Source organism: Tardiphaga sp. OK246, assembly GCF_900188215.1.
GTDB classification, from domain to species: domain Bacteria; phylum Pseudomonadota; class Alphaproteobacteria; order Rhizobiales; family Xanthobacteraceae; genus Tardiphaga; species Tardiphaga robiniae.
Window position 1 is genome coordinate 1008906 of sequence record NZ_FZOX01000002.1, and the last position, 26664, is coordinate 1035569.

The 26664-nt window shown below is 62.7% G+C and carries 24 protein-coding genes; 7 read left to right on the top strand and 17 right to left on the bottom strand.

From position 1 onward, the window contains the following. Window positions 1-273 precede the first annotated feature (273 nt). A complete protein-coding gene (locus CHC01_RS12165; RefSeq protein ID WP_068730817.1) occupies window positions 274-591 on the bottom strand; it encodes an FtsB family cell division protein in 318 nt (105 codons plus the stop codon). 67 nt (window positions 592-658) lie between these two features. Further along, window positions 659-1213, bottom strand: coding sequence for an NADPH-dependent FMN reductase (locus CHC01_RS12170; protein ID WP_089264500.1), 555 nt, complete (start codon window positions 1211-1213; stop codon window positions 659-661). 311 nt (window positions 1214-1524) lie between these two features. Here CHC01_RS12170 and CHC01_RS12175 point away from each other — a divergent pair, with 311 nt between their 5' ends. Together CHC01_RS12175 and CHC01_RS12180 are read left to right on the top strand one after the other, a co-directional pair. Further along, window positions 1525-3279, top strand: coding sequence for a caspase family protein (locus CHC01_RS12175; protein ID WP_089264501.1), 1755 nt, complete (start codon window positions 1525-1527; stop codon window positions 3277-3279). 70 nt (window positions 3280-3349) lie between these two features. Beyond that, window positions 3350-3961 (top strand): LysE family translocator, encoded by a 612-nt coding sequence (locus CHC01_RS12180; protein ID WP_176454566.1) that lies wholly within the window; start codon window positions 3350-3352, stop codon window positions 3959-3961. Window positions 3962-3966: 5 nt separating this feature from the next. Here CHC01_RS12180 and CHC01_RS12185 read toward each other — a convergent pair whose 3' ends face one another. From CHC01_RS12185 to CHC01_RS12200, 4 genes are read right to left on the bottom strand one after another with little or no spacing between them, the layout of a single operon-like run. Then, entirely contained in the window at window positions 3967-5208 is a 1242-nt protein-coding gene (locus CHC01_RS12185; RefSeq protein WP_089264502.1) for an MFS transporter, read from the bottom strand. Further along, window positions 5205-6341: a zinc-binding dehydrogenase gene (locus tag CHC01_RS12190; RefSeq protein WP_089264503.1), complete on the bottom strand. Its 1137-nt coding sequence runs from the start codon at window positions 6339-6341 to the stop codon at window positions 5205-5207. Before CHC01_RS12190 ends, CHC01_RS12185 begins: the two co-directional genes overlap by 4 nt. A 40-nt stretch (window positions 6342-6381) precedes the next feature. Beyond that, complete coding sequence (locus CHC01_RS12195) at window positions 6382-6969, bottom strand: protein-S-isoprenylcysteine O-methyltransferase (RefSeq protein WP_089264504.1); 588 nt, start codon at window positions 6967-6969, stop codon at window positions 6382-6384. Window positions 6970-6987: 18 nt separating this feature from the next. Then, entirely contained in the window at window positions 6988-8268 is a 1281-nt protein-coding gene (locus tag CHC01_RS12200; RefSeq protein WP_244558314.1) for a hypothetical protein, read from the bottom strand. 215 nt (window positions 8269-8483) lie between these two features. On the opposite strand from CHC01_RS12200, the gene CHC01_RS12205 reads away from it, so the two are divergent. Further along, the gene (locus CHC01_RS12205) at window positions 8484-9164 is read left to right on the top strand and encodes a hypothetical protein (protein WP_089264505.1); all 681 of its coding nucleotides are present in this window, start codon (window positions 8484-8486) and stop codon (window positions 9162-9164) included. A 76-nt stretch (window positions 9165-9240) separates the two neighbouring features. Here CHC01_RS12205 and CHC01_RS12210 read toward each other — a convergent pair whose 3' ends face one another. Continuing rightward, on the bottom strand, window positions 9241-11262 hold the full coding sequence (locus CHC01_RS12210; RefSeq protein ID WP_089264506.1) for a glycoside hydrolase family 113: 2022 nt from the start codon (window positions 11260-11262) through the stop codon (window positions 9241-9243). A 210-nt stretch (window positions 11263-11472) separates the two neighbouring features. After that, window positions 11473-12756 (bottom strand): phosphopyruvate hydratase, encoded by a 1284-nt coding sequence (gene eno, locus CHC01_RS12215; protein WP_089264507.1) that lies wholly within the window; start codon window positions 12754-12756, stop codon window positions 11473-11475. Window positions 12757-12884: 128 nt separating this feature from the next. Between eno and queF the strand changes: the two genes are divergently transcribed. Beyond that, window positions 12885-13364 carry a preQ(1) synthase gene (gene queF / locus CHC01_RS12220; RefSeq protein ID WP_089264508.1) on the top strand — a complete coding sequence of 160 codons (480 nt, stop codon included), beginning with the start codon at window positions 12885-12887 and terminating at the stop codon, window positions 13362-13364. Here queF and CHC01_RS12225 read toward each other — a convergent pair. The 3 genes from CHC01_RS12225 to CHC01_RS12235 all read right to left on the bottom strand — a co-directional run bounded on the left by CHC01_RS12225 (window position 13361) and on the right by CHC01_RS12235 (window position 15925). Beyond that, the gene (locus CHC01_RS12225) at window positions 13361-14536 is read right to left on the bottom strand and encodes an MFS transporter (RefSeq protein ID WP_089264509.1); all 1176 of its coding nucleotides are present in this window, start codon (window positions 14534-14536) and stop codon (window positions 13361-13363) included. The genes queF and CHC01_RS12225 overlap by 4 nt on opposite strands. A 37-nt stretch (window positions 14537-14573) precedes the next feature. Further along, a complete protein-coding gene (kdsA, locus tag CHC01_RS12230) occupies window positions 14574-15431 on the bottom strand; it encodes a 3-deoxy-8-phosphooctulonate synthase (protein WP_089264510.1) in 858 nt (285 codons plus the stop codon). Window positions 15432-15598: 167 nt separating this feature from the next. Continuing rightward, window positions 15599-15925, bottom strand: a complete 327-nt coding sequence (locus CHC01_RS12235; RefSeq protein ID WP_089264511.1) for an NIPSNAP family protein — start codon at window positions 15923-15925, stop codon at window positions 15599-15601. Between the two features lie 131 nt (window positions 15926-16056). Here CHC01_RS12235 and CHC01_RS12240 point away from each other — a divergent pair, with 131 nt between their 5' ends. Both CHC01_RS12240 and CHC01_RS12245 read left to right on the top strand, forming a co-directional pair. Then, window positions 16057-16371 carry a PAAR domain-containing protein gene (locus tag CHC01_RS12240; protein WP_089264512.1) on the top strand — a complete coding sequence of 105 codons (315 nt, stop codon included), beginning with the start codon at window positions 16057-16059 and terminating at the stop codon, window positions 16369-16371. A gap of 12 nt (window positions 16372-16383) precedes the next feature. Further along, window positions 16384-19086: a CHAT domain-containing protein gene (locus CHC01_RS12245; protein ID WP_089264513.1), complete on the top strand. Its 2703-nt coding sequence runs from the start codon at window positions 16384-16386 to the stop codon at window positions 19084-19086. A gap of 57 nt (window positions 19087-19143) precedes the next feature. On the opposite strand, the gene CHC01_RS12250 is transcribed toward CHC01_RS12245, so the two are convergent. From CHC01_RS12250 to CHC01_RS12275, 6 genes are all read right to left on the bottom strand, one after another. Next, complete coding sequence (locus CHC01_RS12250; protein ID WP_089264514.1) at window positions 19144-20190, bottom strand: histone deacetylase family protein; 1047 nt, start codon at window positions 20188-20190, stop codon at window positions 19144-19146. Between the two features lie 221 nt (window positions 20191-20411). Then, window positions 20412-22043: a CTP synthase gene (gene pyrG / locus CHC01_RS12255; RefSeq protein WP_068730833.1), complete on the bottom strand. Its 1632-nt coding sequence runs from the start codon at window positions 22041-22043 to the stop codon at window positions 20412-20414. 166 nt (window positions 22044-22209) lie between these two features. Further along, a complete protein-coding gene (gene secG / locus CHC01_RS12260; RefSeq protein WP_089264515.1) occupies window positions 22210-22590 on the bottom strand; it encodes a preprotein translocase subunit SecG in 381 nt (126 codons plus the stop codon). Window positions 22591-22741: 151 nt separating this feature from the next. Then, on the bottom strand, window positions 22742-23515 hold the full coding sequence (gene tpiA, locus CHC01_RS12265; RefSeq protein WP_089264516.1) for a triose-phosphate isomerase: 774 nt from the start codon (window positions 23513-23515) through the stop codon (window positions 22742-22744). A 57-nt stretch (window positions 23516-23572) separates the two neighbouring features. Next, on the bottom strand, window positions 23573-24160 hold the full coding sequence (locus CHC01_RS12270; protein WP_089264517.1) for a general stress protein: 588 nt from the start codon (window positions 24158-24160) through the stop codon (window positions 23573-23575). Between the two features lie 16 nt (window positions 24161-24176). Then, window positions 24177-24506: a hypothetical protein gene (locus CHC01_RS12275; protein ID WP_089264518.1), complete on the bottom strand. Its 330-nt coding sequence runs from the start codon at window positions 24504-24506 to the stop codon at window positions 24177-24179. 232 nt (window positions 24507-24738) lie between these two features. Here CHC01_RS12275 and CHC01_RS12280 point away from each other — a divergent pair, with 232 nt between their 5' ends. Further along, the gene (locus tag CHC01_RS12280) at window positions 24739-26652 is read left to right on the top strand and encodes a peptidylprolyl isomerase (RefSeq protein WP_089264519.1); all 1914 of its coding nucleotides are present in this window, start codon (window positions 24739-24741) and stop codon (window positions 26650-26652) included. Window positions 26653-26664 lie beyond the last annotated feature (12 nt).

A 26664-nucleotide genomic window follows, 5' to 3' on the forward strand; every position in this document is an offset into this window, starting at 1 on the left:
AAAATTCCGGATGCGAGAGTGAATGGCCCTTCCTACTCCAAGTGCTTGCGGCTTGAAAGGGATTGCGTCGCGCGGAATGCCACACGGTTGTTTCGCACTGCAGCGAAGGCGCGAAACTTTCGAAATCGAATTGGATCGGTTTTGTAATTTGAGGAATGAAAGCGCCTGTCGTGGTCACGTTGCCGTCACGATGAGCAGGCGCGAGCGATCCATAGCTTTGATGCAAAGCTGTGTTGCTTCATGCGAGGACGACTCGCCGCCGAAGAGAGAATCTTAGTTTGGCTTGATGACCTTCACGAGGTCGCGCGGATGCGCGTAGTCGAGCTGGTAGCGCGCGCGCTCGTCGAGCATGTCGGGATCGAGTCCACCAGATCGCAGCAACGCCACGCGCTGCTCGGCCTTGGTGCGTTCCTTCTTCAACTGTACCAGTTCGGAGGTCAGCGCGACGATCTCCTGGTCGAGCTCCTGGCGGGCGTTGAGGCCATATTTGCCGGTATAGGCATTGACCCCGAAATAGCTGATCATCATCGCCGCCAGTGCATAGAGCACGAGCCCGGTGAGGATCGATTTGAGGCGGGTATGCTTGACCATTCCCGAAAATGCGACGGCCCGGTTAAGGCGAACCTAACAACCGGGCCGCAACCTGAATTTGCGCGGGTTATTTCTTCAGCTTGTCGACCCAGGCGGCGAAGGCGTCGATATAGGCCTGCAGCACCGGCCGGATCGATTCCTTGACGATCTCGCCCTGTTCGCTGAACGCGTCGCCGACGGCATTCAGATAGATTTCAGGCTGTTGCATGATGGGACCGACAATCCCCGGCAGGGTTTGGCGCAGGCTAAGGGCAGCACCCAGGCCACCGATCGGACCGGGCGAGCTAACCACGATGCCGGTGGGCTTGCCGAGAAACGAGCTCTTGCCATAGGGCCGCGAACCGACGTCGATGGCGTTTTTCAGGACACCCGAAACTGAGCGGTTATATTCCGGAGAGACAAACAGTACCGCATCCGAGGCCTGGATCGCTTCGCGGAACTTGACCCAGTCGGCCGGCGGCGCGGCTTCCAGGTCCTGATTGAAGAATGACAGCTCGTTCAGCGTGATGACGTTCAGCTTCAGCGACGGCGGCGCCAGCTGGGCGAGTGCATTCGCAACCTTGAGCGAGAACGACTGTTTGCGGAGGCTGCCGACAATGACGGCAACGCTGTAGGTGGCCATGAGATATCCCCTGAATAACTGCTTCCAAAAAGCGCGGAGCGCATCTGGAACCTGTCACCTATCCCGGCAAAAGATGCAAGTGCATGGATTGTATTTGACGGCCGTAATCGTGCCGAACCGGCACGTCCGCCTCGCCCGCCCAAACACATCTTCGTTATGCTGATATCGCTCAAATGGATGACGCGGGGATCGCCGCTGTGATCGAACCTGCGGAGAGTGCTGCGCGACAAACCACGTAAGCCAGTCCCGACTGATCTGCGACGTCTGGCCAGGCTGCTCGAATTCGACCGTCGCAATTTGCGGGGCTTCCGATGCGCAACCTTGGTCTTGTGGCTTCCGTAGTCTTCGCCTTGAGCTTGCTCAGTCAGTCGGCCTTAGCCGCCGACAAGCGCGTCGCACTGGTGATCGGCAATTCGGCCTACCAGAACGTCGTCAAGCTCGCCAATCCGGCCAACGACGCCGCGGCGATGACCGAGACCTTGAAGACCGCTAATTTCGACATTGTCGAAGCCCGACGGGATCTGAAGGCGACCGAGATGCGCCGGGCCCTGCGCGATTTCGCGGACAAGGCGCGCGATGCGGACGTTGCTCTGGTCTATTTCGCCGGCCACGGCATCGAGGTCGATGGCACCAATTACCTGATTCCGGTCGACGCACTGCTGGAACGCGACACCGATGTCTATGACGAGGCGTTCTCGCTGGAGCGCATCCTGGTGACCATTGAGCCCGCGAAGAAGCTGCGGCTGGTGATCCTCGATGCCTGCCGCGACAACCCCTTCATCAAGAATATGAAGCGCACCACGGCATCCCGGGCGATCGCCCGCGGCCTCGCCAAGGTGGAGCCGACCAGCCCCAACACGCTGATCGCCTATTCGGCCAAGGCCGGCTCGACGGCGCTGGACGGCGACAGCAAGAACAGCCCCTTCACGGCCGCGCTGGTCCGCCACATCGCGACGCCTGGCCTCGACCTCCGCAAGGCCTTCGGCTTCATCCGCGACGACGTCATGAAGAACACCAGCAACCGCCAGGAACCGTATGTCTACGGTTCGCTCGGCGGCGACGACGTGCCGCTGGTCCCGGTGGCTGCCGTCGCCACGTCGCCCGCCGTCAGTGTCCAGGCCGAAACCCGCCGCGACTACGAGCTGGCTTTGCAGCTTGCGACCAGAGACGGCTGGAACGCGTTCCTGACCCAGCACCCCGACGGCTTCTATGCGTCGCTGGCCAAATCCCAACTCGCGAAGCTCGCAGCCGAGGACGCCCATACCGCTGCTGCGGAGAAAGCCCGCCTCGCCGTTGAAGAGAAAGCCCGTCTGGCTGCCGAAGGCGCCAGGAAGGCCGAACAGACCAAGGCAGCGGCCGATGCCAAGACCGCCGAGGATGCCCGGATCGCTGCCGAGAAACTCAAGACCGCCGAGCAGGAACGCGCCGCCGCCGGCGAGCGCGCCCGCGCGGCAGCGGAAGCCAGGGTCGATGCCGGCAAGCTGGACACGCCTGCCGCCGGACCGCAGTTGGCGACACTCCCCGCCCCCACGGCCGATGTGTCCCGAACACCCGCGCCAGCCGATCTACCCCGTCAGGTCCAGGTCGAGCTTCAGCGGGTGGGCTGCCTGCAGGGATCAGTCGACAACTCATGGACTGTGGCTTCCCGCAAGTCGCTCGAACGCTTCAATCGCTACGCCTCGACCAAGTTCGATGCCAAGGCGGCCAGCACCGATGCGCTCGAGGCGATCAAGGCCAAATCTGCACGGGTCTGCCCGCTGGTCTGTGCGCATGGTTCAGAGGCGGACGGCGACCGCTGCGTGAAAATCGTATGCCGCGCCGGCACGTTCCTGAATGACGACAATGAATGTGAGAAGAAGCGCAACCGCAACGAGGCCAAACGCAACGCGCCGCGCCGCGAGCGCGATGAGCTTGATCGCCCGCAAATTCAGGCCCGCTCGCCGCGCGCACAGCCGTCCAGCCAGATCGTCTGCGACAATGCCGGCTGCCGTCCGGTGCGTCCCGGCTGCCGCTTGGTGTCGCGCGACATGCGCATCGGCCTCACCAATGTCGAGGTGTGCAACTGACGACGTGCTTGCCTGACAGGATCGCAAGCGACATTCTGACGATCCAAGTTTGCAAGCCGGAGCCATCATCGTGACCATCGAATTTCTCATCACCTCGCTGATCGTGGTGGCGTCGCCGGGCACTGGCGCCCTTTACACACTGGCAACCGGATTTTCGCGCGGAGGCCGCAGCAGCGTCGTCGCCGCGTTCGGTTGCACGCTCGGCATCGTTCCGCATATGGCCGCCGCGATCCTTGGTCTCGCAGCACTGCTGCACACCAGCGCCTTGGCGTTTCAGGTGTTCAAATATGTCGGCGTCGCCTACCTGCTCTATATGGCCTGGAAGACGCTGCAGGAGCATGGCGCGCTGAAGGTGGAAGCCGACAACAGCGCGCAGTCCACGCTGCAGGTGATAACCACAGCGATCCTGATCAACATCCTCAATCCGAAACTGTCGATCTTCTTCCTCGCCTTCCTGCCGCAGTTCCTCAGTGCTGACGAGGCGCATCCGCTGTCACAGATGCTGCTGCTCAGCGCGGTATTCATGCTGATGACTTTCGTGGTGTTTGCGCTCTACGGCCTGTTCGCTGCGTCGATCCGCAACCACGTCATCACACGGCCACGGGTGCTGACCTGGATGCGACGCACTTTTGCCGGCGCGTTTGCCGCGCTCGGTGCCAAGCTGGCTTTCGCGGATCGCTGACGCCCCTACTCCAGCCGTTCGACATTGCGCAGCGTCGGGAACAGCCGCATCCACAGCAACGCGATGGCAACGGTCCCGAGGCCACCGATCAGGGCGGCGGGCACAGTGCCGAACAGTGCGGCGGTGACGCCGCTCTCGAACTGGCCGAGCTGGTTCGAGGTATTGATGAACAGGTAGTTCACTGCACCGACCCGGCCGCGCATGTCGTCCGGGGTCGCGAGCTGCACCAGCGAGAAACGGATCACCACGCTGACTGTATCGGCCGCGCCGAGTACCGCGAGCGCGGCGACCGACAACCACAGCCATTGCGACACTGCGAACACCGCTGTCGCAAGGCCGAAGATAATGACGGCCTGGAACATCCGCATGCCCACCCGGCGGTTGATCGAGTAGCGCGTGAGCACCACAGTCGTCAGCAGTGCACCAACTGCAGGGGCGGCGCGCATGAGGCCGAGACCCCACGGACCAGTCTGCAGAATGTCGCGCGCGTAGATCGGGAGAAGCGCGGTGGCGCCGCCGAGCAGCACCGCGAACAGATCGAGCGAAATGGTGCCGAGGATCGCCGGATTGCTGCGCACGAAGCCCACGCCGGCAAACAAAGTCCGCAGCGACGGCGGATCCTTCACCGCCACCTCGCGCGCCAATTTGATGGCGCTGTTGAGCGCGCCGCCGATTAGCCAGAATGCCGCCATCAGCACATAGGGCGTCGACGGCGACAGCGCGTACGCGATGCCGCCGAGCGCGGGGCCGCAAATCATCGCCACCTGAAACACGCCGGTGGAAAGTGCTGTCGCTTTTTGCAGGCGACCTTCCGGTACGACGCCGGGCAGCAGCGCCGAACCGGCCGGCGCCTCGAACGCGGTCGCCGCGCCGATCACCACCAGCGCCACGAAAATCTGCGGCACCGTAATCCAGCCGGCATAAGTACCCCAGGCGAGCAGGATCGCCGTCAGCCCCTGCAGCATCTGGCAGATCTGCACCACCCGGCGGCGATCATAGCGGTCGGCGATATGGCCCGCGACGAAGACCAGCGCCAGCATCGGCACGAATTGCGCGAGGCCGACCATGCCGAGCTGGAACGCGCTGCCGGTCAGATCATAGATCTGCCAGCCAACCGCAACCGCGGCGATCTGCGAGGCGAAGCGCGAGAAGCTGCGCGATACCATGTAGTACAGATACGGCGGATGGCGCAGCAAAAGCCGCGCGCCATCCGTAACCACGCCGGCAGACTGATCGGCGAGTGTCATCCCGGCATGTTCGGATTGATCAGATACTTCTCGCCGGTGGCGCGCTTCGCATAGGCCCGGAGATTGTCGAGCTGCAAGACGCCTTCGAGCGAAATCACCTTGGTGTAGTGACTGGCGAAGGTGGTCTTGAGTTCGGCGACCACGCGGGCACGGAGCTTCGCGGCATCAGCAGCGCCGATCTTCTGCAGGAACGGAAACAGCAGCCACCCACCCATGCCCCAGGCCATCCCGGCAGGGACGAATTCGATTGGGCGTAGATCCAGCCGGCCATAGACGTAGACCTGCTTGTGGGTCGTCGAGCCATAGCGGCTGTAGACCTTCATCGCCTTGACGGCGGCGACTTCCATCGCCTGCAGGATCTGGCCCTGCAGCTTGCCGCCACCGGTGGCGTCGAAGGCCAGCGTGGCATTGGTGGCAATCAATGCGGCAGTCAGATCTTCCATGAAGGCCGGCGACGTCGAGTTGCAGACATATTTCGCGCCGATGCCGCGCAGCAGTTTCTCCTGCTCCTCGCTGCGAACGATGTTGACGAGATCGATGCCGTCCTTCTGGCAGATCTTGTTGAGCATCTGGCCGAGATTGGACGCGGCGGCCGTATGCACCAGCGCCGTGTGCCCTTCCCGCTTCATGGTCTCGACCATGCCGAGCGAGGTCAGCGGATTGACGAAGCAGGATGCGCCCTCGGTGGCCGTCGTGCCCTCGGGCAGCGGCAGACATTCCTTGGCCTTGATGACGCGATACTGCGCATACATCGCGCCGCCGATCATCGCGACGGTCTTGCCGAGCAGCGCTTGCGCGGCCTCGGACGATCCGGCCTTCACCACCATGCCGGCGCCCTCATTGCCGACCGCCATCGACTCGTCGAGACGGCCGCCCATCGCTTTCATATTGGCCTGCGGGACGGTTGCTGTGACAACCGAGGACGCGCCGGAGCCGGAGGCTTTCGCGCTGGCCGGATCGGCCGCGCCGAGCAGGAGACCGAGATCCGACGGGTTGATCGGCGCGGCCTCGATGCGCACGACGACCTCGTCGGGGCCCGGCGCCGGGATTGCCACCTGCTGCAGCGAGATTTCCAGTTCTCCGCTGCTTTTGATGAGCGAGCGCAGTTCAAGTCCGGATGTGATGTCAGTCATGGTCGGTCCCCCTCAATCTGTCCGGCGGTCTGGTGCCGCGTCAGTAGATGCCCGGAATGATACGCTTGGTTTCACGCATATAGGCCCGGTAGTCGTCGCCGAATGCCTCGATCAGCATCCGCTCTTCATAGTCGATGCGGGTGAAGAACAGGATCGCGATCGCGACCAGCCCGCCCAGCGCGGCCATGGCATTCGGCAGCAGGAATGCCTGCGCCAGTGCCCACAACCAGAACGAGGCATACATCGGATGGCGGATGCTGCGATAGACGCCGGCACGCACGATCTGGTGAGCCTCGCGGATTTCCAGGCTGGCCGACCATTGCCGGCCGAGATCCTTGTGCGACCGGCGAAACAGCCAGAGCGACAGCACATAGAGTGCAGCGCCAACCACGACCGCCGCATAATTCAGCTGATAGTTCAGCGCGGCCGGCCAGCCGGTCACCAGCCAGATCAGCGGTACCACGAACAGGCCGATGGTGGCGATCGCCAGCAGGATGCGTTCACGGCTCCAGCCGACCGCGCGCAGCGTCGCCGTGCGGCGAGCCTTGCGCGCATAGGGGTAGCGAATGATGAACCAGGCGATCAGACCGATCGCCCAGACATATGTTCCAAGAAGTGACGCGGTCATTGTCGTCCGATCAGGCCATCATGCGGCATTCACGGATGCCCCGGCTTGCGATTGAGAGGATGTGATCTTGGACAGCGGCATGTCCAGCAGCGCGCCATCCGCACTGAAGCGTTTGAGGCCGCCTTCGCCCGCGGTGATCTCGTCGAACGGCAGAGGACCGCAGATCACCATGCAATAGTCGTAGGGCGCACGGCACTGATTGCCCATCACCATCTGATAATGGATGCGCATGAAGCTGAAGCGATAGCGCTTGAACTGCTCCATGCCCATCATGGCATGCATCTGGACGCGGCGGATGTTCGGCCTGCCCTCGTCGCGATCGCGGCTGCGGCGCTTCAAGGTCACAGGATCGAAGCGATAGAAACTGATGACGTCGTCGCGGGCGTGATATTCGGTCCAGCGGATCGCCGGCGTGTCGGCGACGAGGCGCGTTGCCGTGCGTACGCTCTTGCCGGCCGGATGCAACGCGAATTTCGGGATGGTCGCGCTCACTGTCATCACACAAATGGTCGGGCCGTGTTTGGTGAGATCCGGGTCGAGCGCGAGTGCGCGGGCCACCGCCTCCATCACCAACGCCGCACCAAGGCAATGCCCGACGATGACGATCTCGTCGACATCGGCCTTCTGCGCGCGGGCCACGATTACCCTGGCGAATTCATCGACGCGCGCCGTCATCTTCGGGCGCTGGCCATGAACATACTGTCGCGAGAAAATCCAGTCGTCGAACACATGATTGATCGGCTTCCGCCAGCCGTAATGGTGCAACAGCGCTGTGAAGACGGCCGCAGCGACAATCGCGCCGGCGATCCATGCGGCGGCACCATTCATGCCAAACAGCCAGGTCAGCCCATAGCCTACTGCTGCGCCAGATGCAGCAAAGCCCGCGATCCACAGATAGGAGAACAGGAAGAAGCCGGCATATTTCCAGCTCGCATAGAAGAAGCGGAACAGGGTTCCCGTCACCAGCCAGTCGCCCAGCGTAACGAAGGCGGCGCCCAATCGCGACAGCATGCTTCGGGAGTGATCCTGCAGGATCAGGTCATCCCAGCGCAGCATCTCGTAGGTGGTTTCGGTCTTCCAGTTAGGTCCGGAGGTCTCGGCCCGCCAGGATGCGCTCACATCCGTAGCGTCAAGCACGCCGGACGCCTTCGCGGACACGCTCCACGTCTTCTCGAAACTCGACAGCGAACGGCGGAACCGCTCGAGCTGCGTGTCCGGCAGAATCGGGTCGTAGCCGCCAATGTGAAAGACATGTCGCCGCGCGATCATCGTCCGTTCGCTCCCGAGTGCATCACGCACCGTTCTGATCCGGTGCATAGCAAATTCGCCTGCGCCGACAAACCTCCCCATGCCCAAAACGGAAGCGTCCGGCAGGATTTTGTCGCCCTCAGGTCACACAGCCGCTCTTTCGCAACCCCCTTCATCACAATTCCGGGAATCGAGGCAGGACTGTGATTGACGGCAGGGTCTTATGTCTGAACATGTCGCGGGTTTTTTCGAAGAAAGAAAGCACTATGTCGATTGCTCTCAAGGGCTTCAAACGGCCGTCGTGGACCTCTCCAGCGGCCGTTTTGCTGATTCTGTCGTCGCTCTTTGTGGCCTCACTCGCGAGTTCCGGGGATGCCGATGCGGCGCCCGGCCGTCGCCCCGGCCATGTCTATCTCTATCGTGGCCTCATGAACGTGTTCTCGCTCGGCATGGATCAGATCGCCTACAAGCTCGAAGCCGCCGGCGTCGCCTCCTCGGTCAGCAATCACACGCTGTGGAGCGGCCAGGCAGACGACATGATCGCCCGGTACAAGGCCGGTAACCGCGAACCGATCATCCTGATGGGCCACTCGGCCGGTGCCGACGTGACCATCTCGATTGCCCGCAAGCTCGCACAGTACAACATCCCGGTGGCGCTGATCGTGAACTTCGATCCGGTGGCGCCCGATGCCGTCCCCAACAATGTGAAGCAGATCGTGAACTATTACGTACCCGCCGGCTGGGGGCGCGCGGTGTCTGCGGATCCCCGCTTCAAGGGCAAGCTTGCCAACGTCAACGAGAACGCCACCACCAACCACTTCTCGATCGACAAGGACGACAGCCTGCAGCGTCAGGCCATTGCCCGTGTCATGGCCGTGACCGGCGGCGGTATTCGCCGCAAGCCGGCGGCGCCGAAGCCTGCACAGGTCTCGGCTGCTCCGCAATAATACGCAGCCAATATCGAAACGCATTCAGCCGAGGTGATTGTCACCTCGGCTGAATTGTTTTGGCCATCCGAAATCCTCAGACGATCAGCACGTCATGATGCGATGGAGGCGTCGCCGGCACGAGCGCGGCATCATGAGCGCCGAGCGCGTCGTCCAGCGCCGGCGCGGCCACGACGGGATGGCTGGACGCCGTCAGGACCTGAGCAAGAGCGACTTCCGCAGCGCCCTCCCCCTGCGCACTATTCTGCACCTCCATGTGGGCGGACGTCGTGTGGCCGGACGTCAGACTGAAAGCAAAGTTCTCGCTGCCAGTGCTGCTTGCAAATGCTTGGCCGAGCGTATCGACGGCAATACTGGCATTTGCGAATTTCAGAAATTCCGTATTGGTGAGATAGTCAGTGCCGTCGCGGCCAGCGACGCTGTCAGTGACGATCGTCTGAACGCCACTGCGGCTGATGCTGTAGTCGGCCACATTGCCGGAGAATACCGCGGTGTCGGTGCCGTTGCCGCCATTGATGATGTCGTTGCCGATCCCGCCAGCAATGTAGTCATCGCCGTCACCGCCGCGGACGACATCGTTGTCGCTTGAGGCACCGAAGAACCAGTCCTGATGCTTGGTCGTGTCGAATTGGATGCTGCGGACATAGAGATCGAACGAGCCGGGTGAACTGGCATTGGTGCCGTCGGCCGGCACCAGATCGACGCCATTGATGGCAATGTCCTTGAAATGCAGCGCGCGCCCGGGCTCGGAATTCGCAAGGTTGATCGCGACACTGGAGATGCTGGCGGGATTGTCGAAAGTGACCGTGTAGGTCTGGTAGCCCGACGGATCGCTCGCGGGCGTGAATTCAAGCACGCCCGAAACCGGCTGGCCATTGACCAGAACCTGCGCCTGCGCGCCGATTCCGTTCACGACGGAGCCATAACCCGTCAGCGTGATGGTGGTCGTGGCGAGCTTGCCCGCGACGCTTGGACCGGCGACAATCGTATCGTTCCCGGCACCGCCATAGATCTCGTCATGACCGAGCCCGCCGAAGATAACGTCGTTCCCGCCTCCGAGATCGATCGTGTCGCCGATCGACGAGCCCGTGACGGTGATGCCCGGCGTTGGTCCTGTCCCATGGAAATACTGCGCCACCACATCCTGCGCCGGCTTGTCCATGACCGAATAGCCGGTCTCGGAATAGAAGTTGTTGAGGTCCCACTGCCAGAACTCGGCGCCTTTCAGCCAGCTGCCGCCATGCGCGCTCCAGACTTGAAAGAAGGCATTATAGGCATCGGCCTGTTCGGCGAGATCCGCAGGCGCCTTGGATGATCCACCGCCCGGATTGATAGCCGTACCGTCGATGCTGCGATAACCGACCTCGGTCATCAGCACCGGCTTGCCGTAATCCATCGACAGCGAATGAAAGAAATCGACGGGCGACTGATAGCCGAAGGCCTTGGCGTAATACGGATTGTACGGCACCTCGTTCCACGCGTGCACGAGATCGTCCACCGTCGGCGTCGTGCTAGCCGTCAAGGGTGGATAGGCGTTGATGCCGATCGTATCGACCTGGTCCCAGAAGCTGACCTTGGATGCTTCGTCGGTTGCCGCCGCGTAAGTGACTTCGCCATGATAGACGCCGCGCACAGCGTCGATGATATCGACCCAGTAGTTGCGATAGGCGTCGCCCGACAGGCTGCTCATCTCGTTGCCTATGGCGAAACTGGCGACATCACCCTGCTCCGCAATTTCAGCCAGGTGAACGATCTCGGCCTTGTAGGACGCGAAGAAGGCATCGACGTCCGACGGCGCCAGACTGTGCGAGATCGTGCCGTCTAGACCTGTAATGCCCGGCTTGAAGACAACATCCAGCCCGGCGGCATGGGCCTTCTGAAAGCCAGCCAGCAGGCTCGCATCGCTTTCGGTCTTGTCCGGCACGGCGAGCACGTCATTGCCCGTACGGCTGTCGGTCCATATCCGCGTCGTCAGCGCGATCGAATTCGATCCCAGAGACGCCATGGCTTGAAACGCCTGATCGGCCGACGCACTGGAGAACTGTCCATTCCACTCGGACAGTGCACCGAAACCTTGGACCTTAAAGATGTTGGGCATTCGCGCTCTCCATCGGCATTGCCTGGAGAAGGCTGAACCCACAACGTGATACCTTCGCGACCGCAATGGGGTATCATGGTGACGTCTACAAATTGAACCACGTTGTCACCTTGCGCGGTCAGGGTCATTCAATGAAAAACGCCGCCCGCTATTTCAGCGAACGGCGTTGATCGCGTAGTTTCTTGCTCGGCCGAAGGCCGCGCTTGCGCTTTACGCGAGAGCTTTCAGTGCGGCCTTGCCGGCATATTTCGCCTGGGTGCCGAGCTGCTGCTCGATGCGCAGCAACTGATTGTACTTGGCGGTACGATCGGCGCGTGCCAGCGAGCCGGTCTTGATCTGTCCGCAATTGGTGGCCACGGCGAGATCGGCAATCGTGGAATCTTCAGTCTCACCCGAACGGTGCGACATGACCGCGGTATAGCCAGCCTTGTAGGCCATCTCGACGGCGCTCAGCGTTTCGGTCAGCGAGCCGATCTGGTTGACCTTGATCAGGATCGAATTGGCGCGGCCATTCTTGATGCCGTCGGCAAGACGCGTGACATTGGTGACGAACAGATCATCGCCGACCAGCTGGCACTTCGAACCGATCAGGTCGGTGAGCTGCTTCCAGCCGTCCATATCGTCTTCCGACATGCCGTCCTCGATGGAGACGATCGGGTAATTGGCGACGAGCTGGGCGAGATACTTGGCCTGCTCGGAGATGTTGCGGGTCTTGTTCTCGCCGCCATAGACGTAAGCGCCGTCCTTGAAGAATTCGGTGGCGGCGCAATCCATCGCCAGCATCACGTCCTTGCCGGCGCTGTAGCCAGCCTTGGTGATGGCGGCCATCACAAAGTCCAGCGCCGCTTCGGCCGAACCGATATTGGGTGCGAAACCGCCTTCGTCGCCCACATTGGTATTGTGGCCGGCCTTCTTCAGCTCGCCCTTCAGCGTGTGGAAGATCTCGGCGCCGCAGCGCAGGCCTTCGGCGAAGGTCGACGCGCCGACCGGCATGATCATGAATTCCTGGAAGTCGATCGGATTGTCGGCATGCATGCCGCCATTGATGATGTTCATCATCGGCACCGGCAGCGTGCGGGCCGAGGTCCCGCCGACATAGCGATACAGCGGCATATCGAAGGATTCCGCAGCCGCTTTGGCGGCGGCCAGCGAGACGCCGAGGATCGCATTGGCGCCGAGGCGCGACTTGTTCGGGGTGCCGTCGAGCTCGATCATGATCTCGTCGAGCTGGACCTGGTTCTCCACGTCCATGCCGCCGATGGCGTCGAAGATCTCGCCATTGATGGCATCGACCGCCTTCTGCACGCCCTTGCCGAGATAGCGGGACTTGTCGCCGTCGCGCAACTCGACCGCCTCATGGGCGCCGGTGGAGGCACCCGACGGAACCGCGGCGCGGCCCATCGACCCGTCTTCGAGGACGACGTCGACTTCAACCGTGGGATTGCCGCGGCTATCGAGAATTTCGCGGCCGATGATGTCGACGATGGCGGTCATGAATGCCCTCTTTGTGCTGGGGGTGGGTCGTTGGCGCCGCTTCTACAGCAAGCCTCCCGGCGGGAAAACCCCGCCTGACGTGACGACTGGCCCGGGATTGGCTATGAACCGCCATAACGGAGATATTTATGTCAAAAACACCCCGCAAATCCCCGAAATTGCCAGATGACCTGCAGCTCGGCCGCGCTGTGGAATGGCCGACCTCCCCCGAACAGGCCAAGCTCGACCGTGTACCGAACCCGCAGAAGGACACCAATTACGTGGTGCGCTTCACGGCGCCGGAATTCACCTCGCTGTGCCCGATCACCGGCCAGCCGGATTTCGCCCATCTGATGATCGACTATGTACCCGGCCAGTGGCTGGTCGAGTCGAAGTCGCTCAAGCTCTACCTCGCCTCGTTCCGCAATCACGGCGCCTTCCATGAGGATTGCACCGTCGAGATCGGCAAGCGCGTTGCCTCCGCCATCAAGCCGAAATGGCTGCGTATCGGCGGCTACTGGTATCCGCGCGGCGGCATCCCCATCGACGTGTTCTGGCAGACCGGAACGCTGCCCAAGGGCGTCTGGGTCCCCGAGCAAGGCGTCGCGCCGTATCGCGGGCGGGGTTAGGCCTTCGCGTCTGTGGGCTTCATCGGTTTCAGCAGCTTCGCGGCGGCGAAGCCAAGCGCAAAGACGATGGCGGCTGACAGCAGCAGCGTCGGCATCTTGCCGGCGTGCGCCAGACCGAAGCCATAAGCGATCGGGCCGACCGACTGGCCCATGAAGAAGCAGAAGGCGTGCAGCGACATGGCGCTGGCGCGGGCTTCCTGTGACAGCTCGGTGGAGAATATCTGCAGCGAGCCGTGCAGCATGTAGAAGCCCCAGCCCATCAGCAGCAGGCTCAGTGCCTGGATCTGCCAGTTCGGGCTGAAGGCGGTGGCGGCGAGCTGGATCGCGATCACGATGCCGCCATAGATCATCATGCCGTTGATGCCGAGCCTCGCCAGCATGCGCGACACGGTCGCTGTGTAGAACAGACCGCCGACGGCAAAGCAGGCGATCACGAGGCCCGCGATGGAAAGGCTGGTGACGCCGCGATCGAACAGGAATGACGAGATATAGGGAAACAGGCCGAGGATACAGCAGCCCTCGACGAACACGGCACTGTAGACGATCAGCGTGTTCGGGTTGCGGAAGATCACCTTGTAGCCTTGAGCAAGCTTGCCGAAGTCGGCCTTCACGGTCGGCTTGATGATCGCGGCGCCCTTGAAGCCATACGCCACCGCGACCGATGCGACGATCGCGAGGCCGCCGAGGATGACCAGCACCCCGCGCCAGCCGAAGAAGTCGCCGATCACGCCGGATGCCGTCGAACCCAGCAGATTGCCGGTCATGGCGCCGGCCATCACACGGCTCAGCGCCACCTGACGCAGCTTCGGCCCGACCAGATCGCTGGTCAGGCTGAGGGTCACCGGAAACACCCCGCCTGCCCCGATGCCAGCCAGAACGCGTGTCGCCAGCAGTAGCGGATAGGAGGTGGTGATCGCGCCGAGAATATTGGCGATGCCGAGCAGCACCAGACAGACGATCATCAGTCGAGGCTTACCGAACAGGTCGGCGGCAGCACCGAGCGCCGGCTGCACGATGGCGAAGGTGAAGGCCAGTGCGGATGCCAGACCGGCGGCAATTGCCACCGTGATGGACAAATCGTCGGCGACATGCGGCAGCACCGGATCCAGCGCGCGCATCGACAACGCGGCGGCAAAGGATGCCAATGCGATGATATTGAGGACCGGAGGCATCAGCGCGCCACCAGCGCCGCGGCAGAGGGCTGCATGATCAAGCCTTGGCCGCCGTCTCTTTGGCCAGCGCGTCGAACGCCATCAGGTTCTTCACCAGCGCCTCGAAATCGCGGAGCGGCACCATGTTCGGCCCATCGGACGGCGCATTATCCGGATCGGGATGGGTCTCGATAAAGACACCGGCGACACCGACGGCCACCGCTGCGCGGGCCAGTACCGGCACGAATTCGCGTTCGCCACCCGAGGACGTCCCCTTGCCGCCCGGCTGCTGCACCGAATGGGTGGCGTCGAAGATCACCGGTGCGCCGGTGGTGCGCGCCAGGATCGGCAGCGCCCGCATGTCGGAGACCAGTGTGTTGTAGCCGAAGGACGCACCGCGCTCAGTGACCAGCACCTTGTCATTGCCCGACGATGTCAGCTTGCTGACGACATTGGCCATGTCCCAGGGCGCCAGGAACTGGCCCTTCTTCACATTGACGACCTTGCCGGTCGCGGCCGCGGCCAGGAGCAGATCGGTCTGCCGGCACAGGAAGGCCGGGATCTGCAGCACGTCCACCGCCTCGGCGGCACGCGCGCATTGATCGTTCTCGTGCACGTCGGTCAGTACCGGCAGGCCGAGCGTCTCGCGGATCTCGGCAAAGATCGGCAGAGCATCATCGAGGCCGATGCCGCGCGCGGCAGAGGCGCTAGTCCGATTGGCCTTGTCGAACGAGGTCTTGAAGACCAGACCGATCTTGAGCCGGGTCGCGATCTCCTTCAGCGCATGGGCCACTTCGAGCGCATGAGCCCGGCTTTCGAGCTGGCATGGCCCGGCGATCACCGAGATCGGCAGAGCATTGCCAAAGCGGACGGTGCCGAGGGCGACGATGGGCGCGGCTGTGGAGGATGCGGTCAAAATGGTCTCCTTATTATTCCGGCGACCATGACCGCAGGACCGGGCGGGATGCAAGCCGGATCAGGCCCATCCCGCCGGTCGGAATATCAGGGTTGCGGCGGGAGCCGCCTCCAAACTGACTAGGGCGGCCTCCGCACCGGGCGGACCGGCCTGCCCCGGGACCAGGCTTACTTCAGCGCCGAGAAGGCCGTCGGCGCCAGCAGCTGGCTGACGATATTGCCGACGATCTGGCCGTCCTCTTCGGACTTGGCGCGCGCGGACATCCATTCCGGGTCGGACATGAAAGCAGTCCAGACTTTCTCGCGCTCTGCGAGAGATTCCCATTTGAGAATGTAAGTGAGTTCCTGATTGGATTCGCCGATCACCGTGGTGAAGAAACCGGACTGCCGGATGCCGTGCTTCTCCCAGAGCTTCAATGTGACAGATTCAAATCGCTTGATCAGCGCCGGCAAACGTCCCGGCAAACAGCGATAGACGCGTAATTCATAGATCATCGGCTTTGGTTCCTTCCCTTTTTGTCAGCCTTGAAAGACTCTAACGCATGGCTTGGTGCGGCATCGTCCCTTGCCTGCGTACCGTCAGGCTTACATCATGGCGCCTGTGACGCAACCGACTTGGATCGACGATGCAAAAGCCCCTTTTGTCGCTACTCGCCCTGATGACACTGACTGTGTCTGCCGCCGCTCAACAGCCCGGCAAGATCACGTCGGGCGCCACCGGCGTGATGGTCGATGGCAAGCCGGCGGCGCGCGTCGGTGACACCACGACCGATGGCAAGATCATCGAAGGCGCGAAAGGCGTCTACATCAATGGCAAGCCTGCAGCCGTCGTCGGCGGGAGCACCGAATGTGGCGGCAAGACAATCTCCGGCAGCACTGGCGTGTTCATTAACGGCAAGCCGATGGCCCGAGCCGGCGACAGCACGTCGGGCTGCAAGTAGGACTTGCCGGAGATGTCTTTGTCATCCCGGGCGCAATGGGCAGCCGGCGTTGCCGGCCGGCTGGCCATCGCTATCGCCGGTGGCCTCATCGTGCTGCCAGTCCTCACCCCTGTCGCCGAAGCGCAAAACAGCCGCGCACCCGGCGAGCGTGAACTCACGGCAAAGATCCAGGATGCGTTCAACGCGCTGCGCACAGGCAACGACGGCAGCGGCCGCGACCGGCTGAAAAATGCGCTCCGCGAGGTCACGCAGAGCAACTATCACAGCCTCACAATCACGGCCTATCTCAATGCCGCCAGTTCGTTCGAGCGGCGGCGCGACAACGCGACCGCGTCGGAGCTTTTTGCCGAAGCGGCCAAGACCCGCGCCGCACGCGACGGCGGCCGCGATGCGGTTACATTCTGGTTCGAATACGCGCGCTTCCTCGAACGCAGCAATCAATATGATCTCGGCATTCCCGTGGCGACCGAAGCTCGCAAGCGTATGCGCGCGGAATACGGCCCGAACTCAGCGCAGGACATTGCCGGCAGCGACATCCTCGCGACGCTACTGACCAATAATGGCGCGGTCGCATCCGGCCTCAACCTGTCCGAAGAGACTTACCTCAATGCGCGAAAGGCACTCGGCGACCGCGAGCCGCTGACCTGGCGCACTGAGAATAATCATGCCGAAGCGCTGCGCATGGTCGGACATCCCGACGTCGCCGCGGGGATCGACGAACCACTGCTGCGCAAGCGCATCGCGCATTACGGCTATGGCAGCATTCAGGCGCTGGTGAGCGCCAGCAATCTCGCGCTCAACCATCTGGCCATGGGCAACGAAGCCGAAACGCTCCGCGCGCTCGACTTGCAAAAGCGCTGCGCGACCGAACTCGCCGATCCCCGCTCCGAACATGTCCAGCAGGCCAATGTCTGGATCGCCTATACAAAAGCCTATTTCCATCCCGACCAGCAGATGAGCCGCCCTGATCTGGAAGCCATGGCCAAGGTCAAGGACTGGAACGACGCACCGGATCTCCTGCGCATCAAGGCGGCACAACTCGCTGCCGATCAGTATGAGACACGTGGCGAGACCGACCACGCGCTGGCGCTGCGGATCGACGCCTATCACCGTTCGCAGACGACCATTGCGCGTCAGCATCCGATCACGTTCGATGCCTTGCTCGGTGTCGCGATGACTCGAATGAAGCGCGGCGACAAGGACACGCTGGCGACCTTCAAGGATGTCGAGCAGCAGGCGTTCCGCTGGATGCTGCGCGAGGTCGGCACCGCCGGTAACCGCTACGTCGCCGAGACCATGCGCAAGCTGGCCGATGATATCCTGTATGAGTTCGGTCGCTACGCGCTGGTCGAACCAGCCGCGGCCATCGCCTATGCCGACGCGGTGTCGCGCTGGAAGACAATGGAAGATGGCGAACGCACCATGCTGCGCCTGACGGCCGACCGGCTGCCTGACGACGCCACCAAGGCACTGGCACAGACCGTGCTGCGACTGTCTGGCCAGCAGCAGGAATTGCTGTCGTCGGGCAAGATCGATGACGACGCACGCGACGTACTCAGGCAGTTGCAGGACGCGCGGCAGGCGCTTGCGGCAAAGATGGGTGGCAAGGCGCCAACCGATCTCAAGCTCCCATCCATCGAGGAAAGGCTCGAACGATCAGACGCGCTGGTCGACTTCTTCGTCAGCGGTCGCCGCAACCGCGTTAATCCGATCGCGCCAAAACCGGAGATGCGGCTGCAGGCCGTGATCCGCCGCCACGACACCGCGCCAGCACTGTTCGATCTCGGCCCGCTCGATAGCTTCCTCGCAGTCGATGCGACGTCGCCGGATCATGCAAAGCTCTTCCGTCGCCTCCATGACACGCTGCTCGGACCGCTGAAGCCGCAGCTCGCCGACGTGAGACGACTGTTTCTTGTCCCCGATGCCGAACTCTACAGCCTGCCCTTCGCGATGCTGCAGGATGCCGGCGGCCGCTATCTCGACGAGATTTACGACACCCGGATCATGACGCGCGCCGACGCGCTGTTCTTTGCGAACAACGACAACAGGCTTGCATCGGGCGACAAGGCGCTGTTGGTCGGCGGGCTCGACTATGCCGGCGCCGCCAATGAGCTACCCTCGACGAAGACCGAAGTTGATACGGTCAGCGCCGATCTGAAGAAGCGCAACCTTGTCGTTACCATCCTCTCGGGCAGCGACAGCGGGGAAGCGACGATCCGCGCCGACGCCGAAGGCGCGTCCCTGATCCATCTCGCCACCCACGGCTTCTACAAGACCGCCTCCAACCGCACCGACGCGCTCTGGCGCAGCGGCCTCGTTGCCTCGCGCCCCAATCTCAGCCGCCCGCCGCAGCGCGACGACAATGACGGCGTACTTTATGCGCACGAGCTGATGAACTGGGATTTGTCGTCGGCCAACCTTGTCGTGCTGTCCGCCTGCCAAACCGCGCTCGGCGATCCCAGCCGGATTGGCAGCGTGCGCGGCTTGCCCACCGCCCTTGCCATCGCCGGCGCCCGGCGTTCGCTGCTGACATTGTGGGAGGTCGCAGACGAAGGCACCGCCAACTTCATGGCGCGGTTCTATCAGGTGCTGGCCGACGAGAAACTCGATTACGCCAGCGCCCTCCGGAAGGTCCGCATCGAAGCGATCCAGGGCAAGATCACGGCCGCTAAAGACCCGTCGGTCTGGGCGGCGTTTGTATTTTTCGAGAGCTGAAACCTGTGGCTGAGCGGTAGGGTGAAGCGTAATCCGCTCTACGCGATCCCATCCGAATTACGCTTGCCTGAAGCCAGTCAGGAAGGAATCGAGGCAATCCTGGATCGCATCGATGCCGTATCCGCCCTCCTGAACGATGAGCGTCGGCAGACCCAGCGATTGCATCTTGGTGCCGACGCTCCCGAAGTCCTTTGCGTCAAGCTTCAGGATGCCGATCGGATCATCGCGATGGGCATCAAAGCCGAGCGCCACGACAAGAGCATCGGCGCCAAATGCGCGAACGCGTTCGATCGCGTTGTCGAGGGCTGCATTCATCTCAGCGCCACCGGCACCGGGCGGTAAGGGTAGATTGAGATCGAAGCCCTCGCCGGCACCATGGCCGGTCTCGCTTGCATAGCCCGTATAGAACGGCACGAAATTCGTGGGGTCGCCGTGGATCGAGATCGTCAGCACATCTGGACGATTATAGAAAATCTGCTGCGTGCCATCGCCGTGATGAACATCGACATCGATGATCGCCACCTTTCCAAAGCGACCGCGCAATCGCTGCGCGGCAATCGCGCTGTTATTCAGGTAGCAGAATCCTGTGCCGCGATCGGCGCGCGCGTGATGGCCCGACGGCCGGCACAGCGCATAGGCAGCGCGGTCCCCGCCGACGATAGCGTCTGCGCCAGTGACCGCTGTTTCCGACGAGCGCAGGATGGAACGCCAGCTATCGGGGCCCATCGGCACCGACAGATCGCCGAGATACCAGCCCACCTGAGCGATAAATCCGGTTGCCGGGCAATCCCGCCGTGCAGCCTCTTCCGGGCGTCCGCTCCAATACGGGAAATATTGCGGCCACACTTCCGGTCCGTGGTCAGGCAGTTGCGCCCAATTATCCCACGCGGTTTCCAAGAAGCGTACGTAAGCCGGCGTATGCACCGTCAGCGCGGGCGCAGTGCCGTACTCCGCCGGCTTTTCAGGCGTGATCTCGTGCCGCGCCAAAGCGCCGATCAGTCGTTCGGTGCGAACCGGCGAATCCTTGATGGGCACGAAGCGGCCGTAACGCATGAATTGCTGCGGCGAATGAATTGCCTGATCCGGGTGATAGAAAGCGCGCATGGATCATCCCTTTGTCCGTTCGGCCGGTCAGAAGACCGACGCCTCAGGATCATTCGCATGATTGGTTTCTGCCGATCAATCGGCAGTCTGCGCAGCCCTTATGAGCGCAGCGACATGGGCAACTCGGTCGTAGGGCGGATTGATGAAGCATGATCCGCCATCCTTCCGTCCCACACACGCCGACGGCGGATTACAGCTTCGCCAAATCCGCTCCTCCAGTCTCACACCAGCCGGCTCTGCGCCGCCGCGGCCTTGATAAACGACGCAAACAGCGGATGCGGCTCGAACGGGCGCGATTTCAGCTCGGGATGATACTGCACACCGATGAACCACGGATGGTTCTCGTATTCGACGATTTCGGGCAGCACGCCATCCGGCGACAGGCCGGAGAACTTCAACCCATGCTTTTCAAGACGGTCTTTATAGGCCGTGTTGACCTCGTAGCGATGGCGATGGCGCTCGGAGATTTCGGTGGCGCCGCCATAGACGTCCGAGACCTTGCTGCCCTTGGTCAGCGTCGCCGGATAGGCGCCGAGTCGCATGGTGCCACCGAGATCGCCGGCATTGTGGCGCTTCTCGAGTTCGTTGCCGCGCAGCCATTCGGTCATCAGGCCGACGACCGGCTCCTTGGTCTCGCCGAACTCCGTGGAGTTGGCGTCCTTGATGCCGCCGAGGTTTCGCGCGGCTTCGATGACCGCCATTTGCATGCCGAAGCAAATTCCGAAGTAAGGCACGTTACGCTCGCGCGCGAACTGCGCCGCGCGGATCTTGCCTTCGGCGCCGCGCTGGCCGAAGCCGCCCGGGACGAGGATGCCGTTGACGTGTTCGAGGAACGGCGCCGGATCTTCGTTCTCGAAGACTTCGCTTTCGATCCAGTCGAGATTGACCTTCACCTTGTTGGCGATGCCGCCATGGGACAGCGCTTCGGTCAGCGACTTATAGGCGTCCTTCATGCCGGTATATTTGCCGACAATCGCGATGGTCACCGCGCCTTCCGGATGGCGGATACGCTCGTTGATGGTGTTCCAGGTCTTCAGCTCGGGCAGCGCCTTCGGCGTCATGCCGAATGCGGCCAGGACTTCGTCGTCGAGCCCGGCGACGTGATAGGCCTCGGGCACCGCATAGATATTGTCGACGTCGCGCGCCTCGATCACGGCGCTTTCGCGGACGTTACAGAACAGGCCAAGCTTGCGGCGCTCTTCCTTGGGAATGTCGCGGTCGCAGCGGCACAGCAGGATGTCGGGCTGGATACCGATCGAGCGCAGCTCCTTGACGGAATGCTGGGTCGGCTTGGTCTTCAACTCGCCGGCGCTCGGGATGTAAGGGAGCAACGTCAGATGCACGAACACGGTGTCGCCGCGCGGCAGGTCATTGCGCAACTGGCGGATAGCTTCGAAGAACGGCAGGCCTTCGATGTCGCCGACGGTGCCGCCGATTTCGACCAGCACGAAGTCGTAGCCGTCATTGTCCGACAGAACGAAGTCCTTGATGGCGTTGGTGACGTGCGGGATCACCTGGATAGTGGCGCCGAGATAATCGCCGCGACGTTCCTTGGTGAGGATGTCCTGATAGATTCGTCCGGTGGTGATGTTGTCCTGCTTGGTGGCAGGCCGTCCGGTGAAACGCTCATAATGGCCGAGATCGAGATCGGTCTCGGCACCGTCATCGGTCACGAACACTTCGCCGTGCTGATACGGCGACATCGTTCCGGGATCGAGATTGAGATAGGGGTCGAGCTTGCGAAGCCGGACCTTGTAGCCACGCGCCTGCAACAGCGCGCCTAACGCCGCTGAAGCCAGACCTTTACCGAGCGAGGAAACCACGCCGCCGGTGATGAAAATGTACCGCGCCATGGGACTTAACCTTTAAGGCTCCGAAACCGATTCGCCAAAACGAATCGCAGCCGTCAGCCGAGAATCGGTGAGGCTGTGGGTGACTTGAAAAACGAAATGATTGCAGCCCCTTGATGGGATCTGCTGATGCAGGACGGTAGTCCCCGTCCTGCATGGCGCCTCTGCTTTATTGCGAGCGTGGCGGTGCCGGGGCTGCAGGAGCCTGCTGTTCGTCGGATTTCTTCAGCGTATCCAGCAGGCCGCCCGAGGTTGGCGGAGCCAGCGGCGAGCCCGGCTGCGACACCGGCGCGGTTGAGCCCGGCAGGATCGAAGTCGGCTTGCGCTCATAGGTCGCGAGCCACGACAGGAACAGGCTGGTCAGGAAGAAGCCCACCGCAAGAACGCCGGTGGTGCGTGTCAGAAGGTTCGCCGTGCCGCGGCTGGACATGAAGCCGCCGCCTCCACCGCCGCCAACGCCCAGGCCGCCGCCTTCGGATTTCTGCAGCAGCACCGTCCCGATCAGAGCCGCGACGATCATGAGGTGGATAACGATAATGACGCTTTGCATCGTGTCCTTCCATCGCAAGCACGCAGCGCCGATCGCCGGCTGCAGTCATGGCTTGCGGGGTTTGAATCCAGCGGTGTCTACACGATCGACCGGGGGATTGTCACCCCCGCGCCGACCGGTCTGGACCGCAAATTCCAGCACTCCGTGGGAGTTAGGGACAGCCCGCCGCGATCGCAAGGAAATCGGCCGCCTTCAGGCTGGCGCCGCCCACCAGCGCACCGTTCACATGAGGAACCGCCATCAACTCCCTGGCGTTGGATGGCTTGACCGAACCGCCATAGAGGATGCGGATCGAGGCCCCCTCACTCTTAAAGCGCTCAATCAAACGATCCCGGATAAACTCATGAACTTGCTCGACATCTTGGACTGTCGGCGTCAATCCTGTGCCGATCGCCCAGACCGGTTCATAGGCCACGATCAGGTTGCCCGAGGTGGCATCATCCGGCAGCGAGCCTTTCAGCTGGGTGCCGCAGACGTCGAGGGTCTTGCCGGCATCACGTTCGGCCTGGGTCTCGCCGATACAGACGATCGCCGTGAGCCCGGCGCGCCAGACGGCCAGTGCCTTTTCACGAACCACGGCATCGGTCTCGCCGTGATCGGCGCGGCGCTCGGAATGTCCAACGATAACAGCGGTCGCGCCGGCATCAGCCAACATTTCGGGCGCAATATCGCCGGTATGCGCTCCTGAGACGTTCTTGTGACAATCCTGCGCCCCGACTGAGACGACATGGCTACCTTCCTGACCGAAGCTCGCTGCCTTCGACGCGAAACTCGTCAGCAGCGTGACCGGCGGACAGACCAGCAGGTCAGCCTTGTCCAGCACATCCGGCGCGCCGCGCAGCATCGCCTCGAACTCGGTCATCGACGCCTTGAGGCCGTTCATTTTCCAGTTGCCGGCGATCAGCGGCCGAACGGCATCAGTCATGAGGATATCCTGTCATTTGAAAGAGGTTATCTGAGCTAACAGAGGCGATCCGTCAGCTCAAGCTGGCTTGGCGCCACGCTGGCTCCGCTCCCGTTTGATCTCATCGGCGGTGAGGTCAGGGGCCGAGGGATCGAACTTGCTCCAGCCCGTTGCGGCCAGGTCGCTGCGGCGCTGGGCGATATCGACCGATGATGGATGCAGCAACGCCTCAAGCCGGTCCTTGTCGGCTACCTCGACCTTGGCGCTGACGAGGCTACCGCCGCGGCGGATACTCTCGGCATAGACCTCGGCATCATTCACGGCGACGCCGGCTTCGGCCAGCATCCCGATCACGCCACCAGCTGCGCCCGCGGCCACGGCGCCGGCTGCGGCCGCTGCCAGCCATCCGGCAGCCACGACCGGCCCGAGCCCGGGAATCGCCAGCAGGCCGAGGCCTGCCAATAGCCCGCCGACCCCGCCAAAACCGGCACCGATCGCAGCACCCTTGCCGGCGCCCGCGGCATAGTCGGGCGCGTACCATTTGTCGGCATTGTTGGCGATAATGCTGACGTCGTCCTCGGCCACGCCGGCATCACGAAGGTTGATGACGGCCTTCTGCGCGTCGGCGTAGTCGTCGAACAGCCGGGAGATCGTCACCTTGCTCATCGCGCTATCCCCACGGTCATTCCGGATTCGCCGAGACGTTGCCCTTGTAGTCGACGCTGACATCGACCTTCTTGGATCCGCTCATCGCAGTGCCGCGCCAGATCCCCTGGCTGTCGTTCACCAGCGGCGACACGTCGACATAGCCTTGTGACTCCAACGACTTGCGAGCCTGACCTTCGGTGAAACTATTGGCGCCGGGAAGTGGCGGCGTTTCTGTTTTCGGCTGCGAATTCGTCGACTTCGTCACCGTGGGATTCTGCATCGCCGGATTTGGCTGCGCGCCTGCCGGCGTCAGCGCCATCCAGATACCGCAGGCGGCAACTCCCGATCGCCAACCGATGCGCATGATCTCTCCCGGCAGGCCTGAACGCCCGCTCAACAAAGCGGCAGCGGGCGGAAAGTTCCATAGGCCGCTAATGCCTCGCGGTAGCGCCGGAAACCGCTTCAATCCGCCCCGCCCCAGCCGGTTGCGACCCGGCTTTTGCCACTTTATGATGCGCCTCCTATTTGGCGACGCCCTCCGGCCCCATGGGCTGCTGGTGCGAGCCGATTCCCCTCCTGACAGATAAGAAGACCCTATGCTTCGAGGAATGCGCAAAGCCTCATCCAACTGGATTGGCAAGACGATTATGGCCGTCGTGATGGGCGTGCTGATTGTCAGCTTCGGCATCTGGGGCATCGCCGACGCGTTCAAGGGCTATGGGCAATCCAAGCTCGCCACCATCGGCTCAACCGAGATCACGACCGAGCAGTTCCGCCAGCTCTATAACGACAAGCTGCAGCAGATCGGCCGCCAGTTCGGCCGCCCGCTGACCTCGGATCAGGCCCGTGCTTTCGGCCTCGACCGCCAGGTCCTGCAGCAGGTCGTCGCCGAAGCGGCCCTGGATGAAGACGCGCGTCGCAAGGGTCTCGGTGTCGGCGACGCCGAGGTGATGCGGCAGATCATTGCGGACCCGAACTTCCAGAGCCCGACCGGCGGCTTCGATGCGCCGCGCTTCCAGCAGCTGATCCGCTCGCTGGGCTTCACCGAACAGCGCTACATCGCCGAACAGCGCAAGGTGTCGCTGCGCCGCCAGATCGCCGGCACGGTCACGTCAGGCGTCGAACCGCCGAAGACGATGATCGAGGCGCTGAGCCGCTATCAGAACGAGACCCGCACCATCGACTACGTGAAGCTCGATGCTGCGCAGGCCGGGACCATTGAGGCGCCCTCGCCCGAAGCCCTCGCCGCCTATTTCGACGAGCGCAAGACCCAGTTCCGCGCCCCCGAATATCGCAAGATCGCCTTCCTCGCTTTGACGCCTGATGAGATGGCGAAGTGGTCGACGGTGTCGGACGACGACGCCAGGAAAGTGTTCGAGGAGCGCAAGGACAAGCTCTCCACGCCGGAACAGCGCCAGATCTCGCAGATCGTCTTCCCGAATGCAGCGGACGCTGAAGCCGGCCGCGCCAAGCTGAACGATACGTTCAAGTTCGAGGACCTCGCCAAGGAACGCGGCCTGTCCGCCTCCGACATCGATCTCGGCATGGTTGCCAAAGCGGGCATCATCGATCCCTCCGTCGCCAATGCCGCCTTCTCGCTGGCACCCGACGGTATCAGCCAGCCGATCACCGGACGGTTCGGCGTGACGCTGGTCAAGGTCGGCAAAGTTCAGGCCGGCACGACGCCGAGCTATGACAGCGTTGCCGCCAACCTGAAGCGCGATATCGCCATCGAGCGCGCCCGCGCCGTCGTGTCCGACATGCACAACAAGATCGAAGACGAACGCGGTGGCGGAGCCAATGTCGTCGATACCGCCAAGAAGCTCGGCCTCACCGCCGTCACCATCGAGGCCGTCGATCGCTCCGGCCGTACGCCGGACGGCCAGCCCGTTGCCGGCCTGCCCACGGGTGTGGACGTCGTGACCCAGGCCTTCAACAGCGATGTCGGCGTCGACAACGACGCATTACAGGCCGGCGGCGGTTACATCTGGTACGACGTGCTCGGCGTCACCCCGGCGCGCGACCGTACGCTCGACGAAGTGAAGCCGCAGGTCGAGGCACGTTGGCGCGAAGAGCAGATCACCACGCGTCTGCGCGACAAGGCTGTCGACATGGCGAAGAAGCTCGAAAGCGGTGCCAAGCTCGCCGACGAAGCCGCGGCAGCCGGACTCAAGGTCGTGACCTCCGCGCCATTCAAGCGCGACGCGAGCGATCCGGCTCTCTCGGCCGGCGTCATCCAGTCCGTGTTCCGCGGCGTCAAGGATTCGGCCGGACAGGCGCAGGGCGCGACGCCGTCGGAATGGATCGTCTACCGGATCACCGACGTCACCGCGCCTGCGGTTGATATGGCCTCCGAAGACGCCAAGAAGCTGAAGGAGACATTGCAGCGCGGGCTGACCGATGAGCAGGTCGCGCAATATGTCACCAGGCTCGAGACGCAGATCGGCACCAAGATCAACGCGGAAGCCGTTGCGATCGCCACTGGTGCCGCGAACAGCAACACCAATTAGGAAACCCACGTC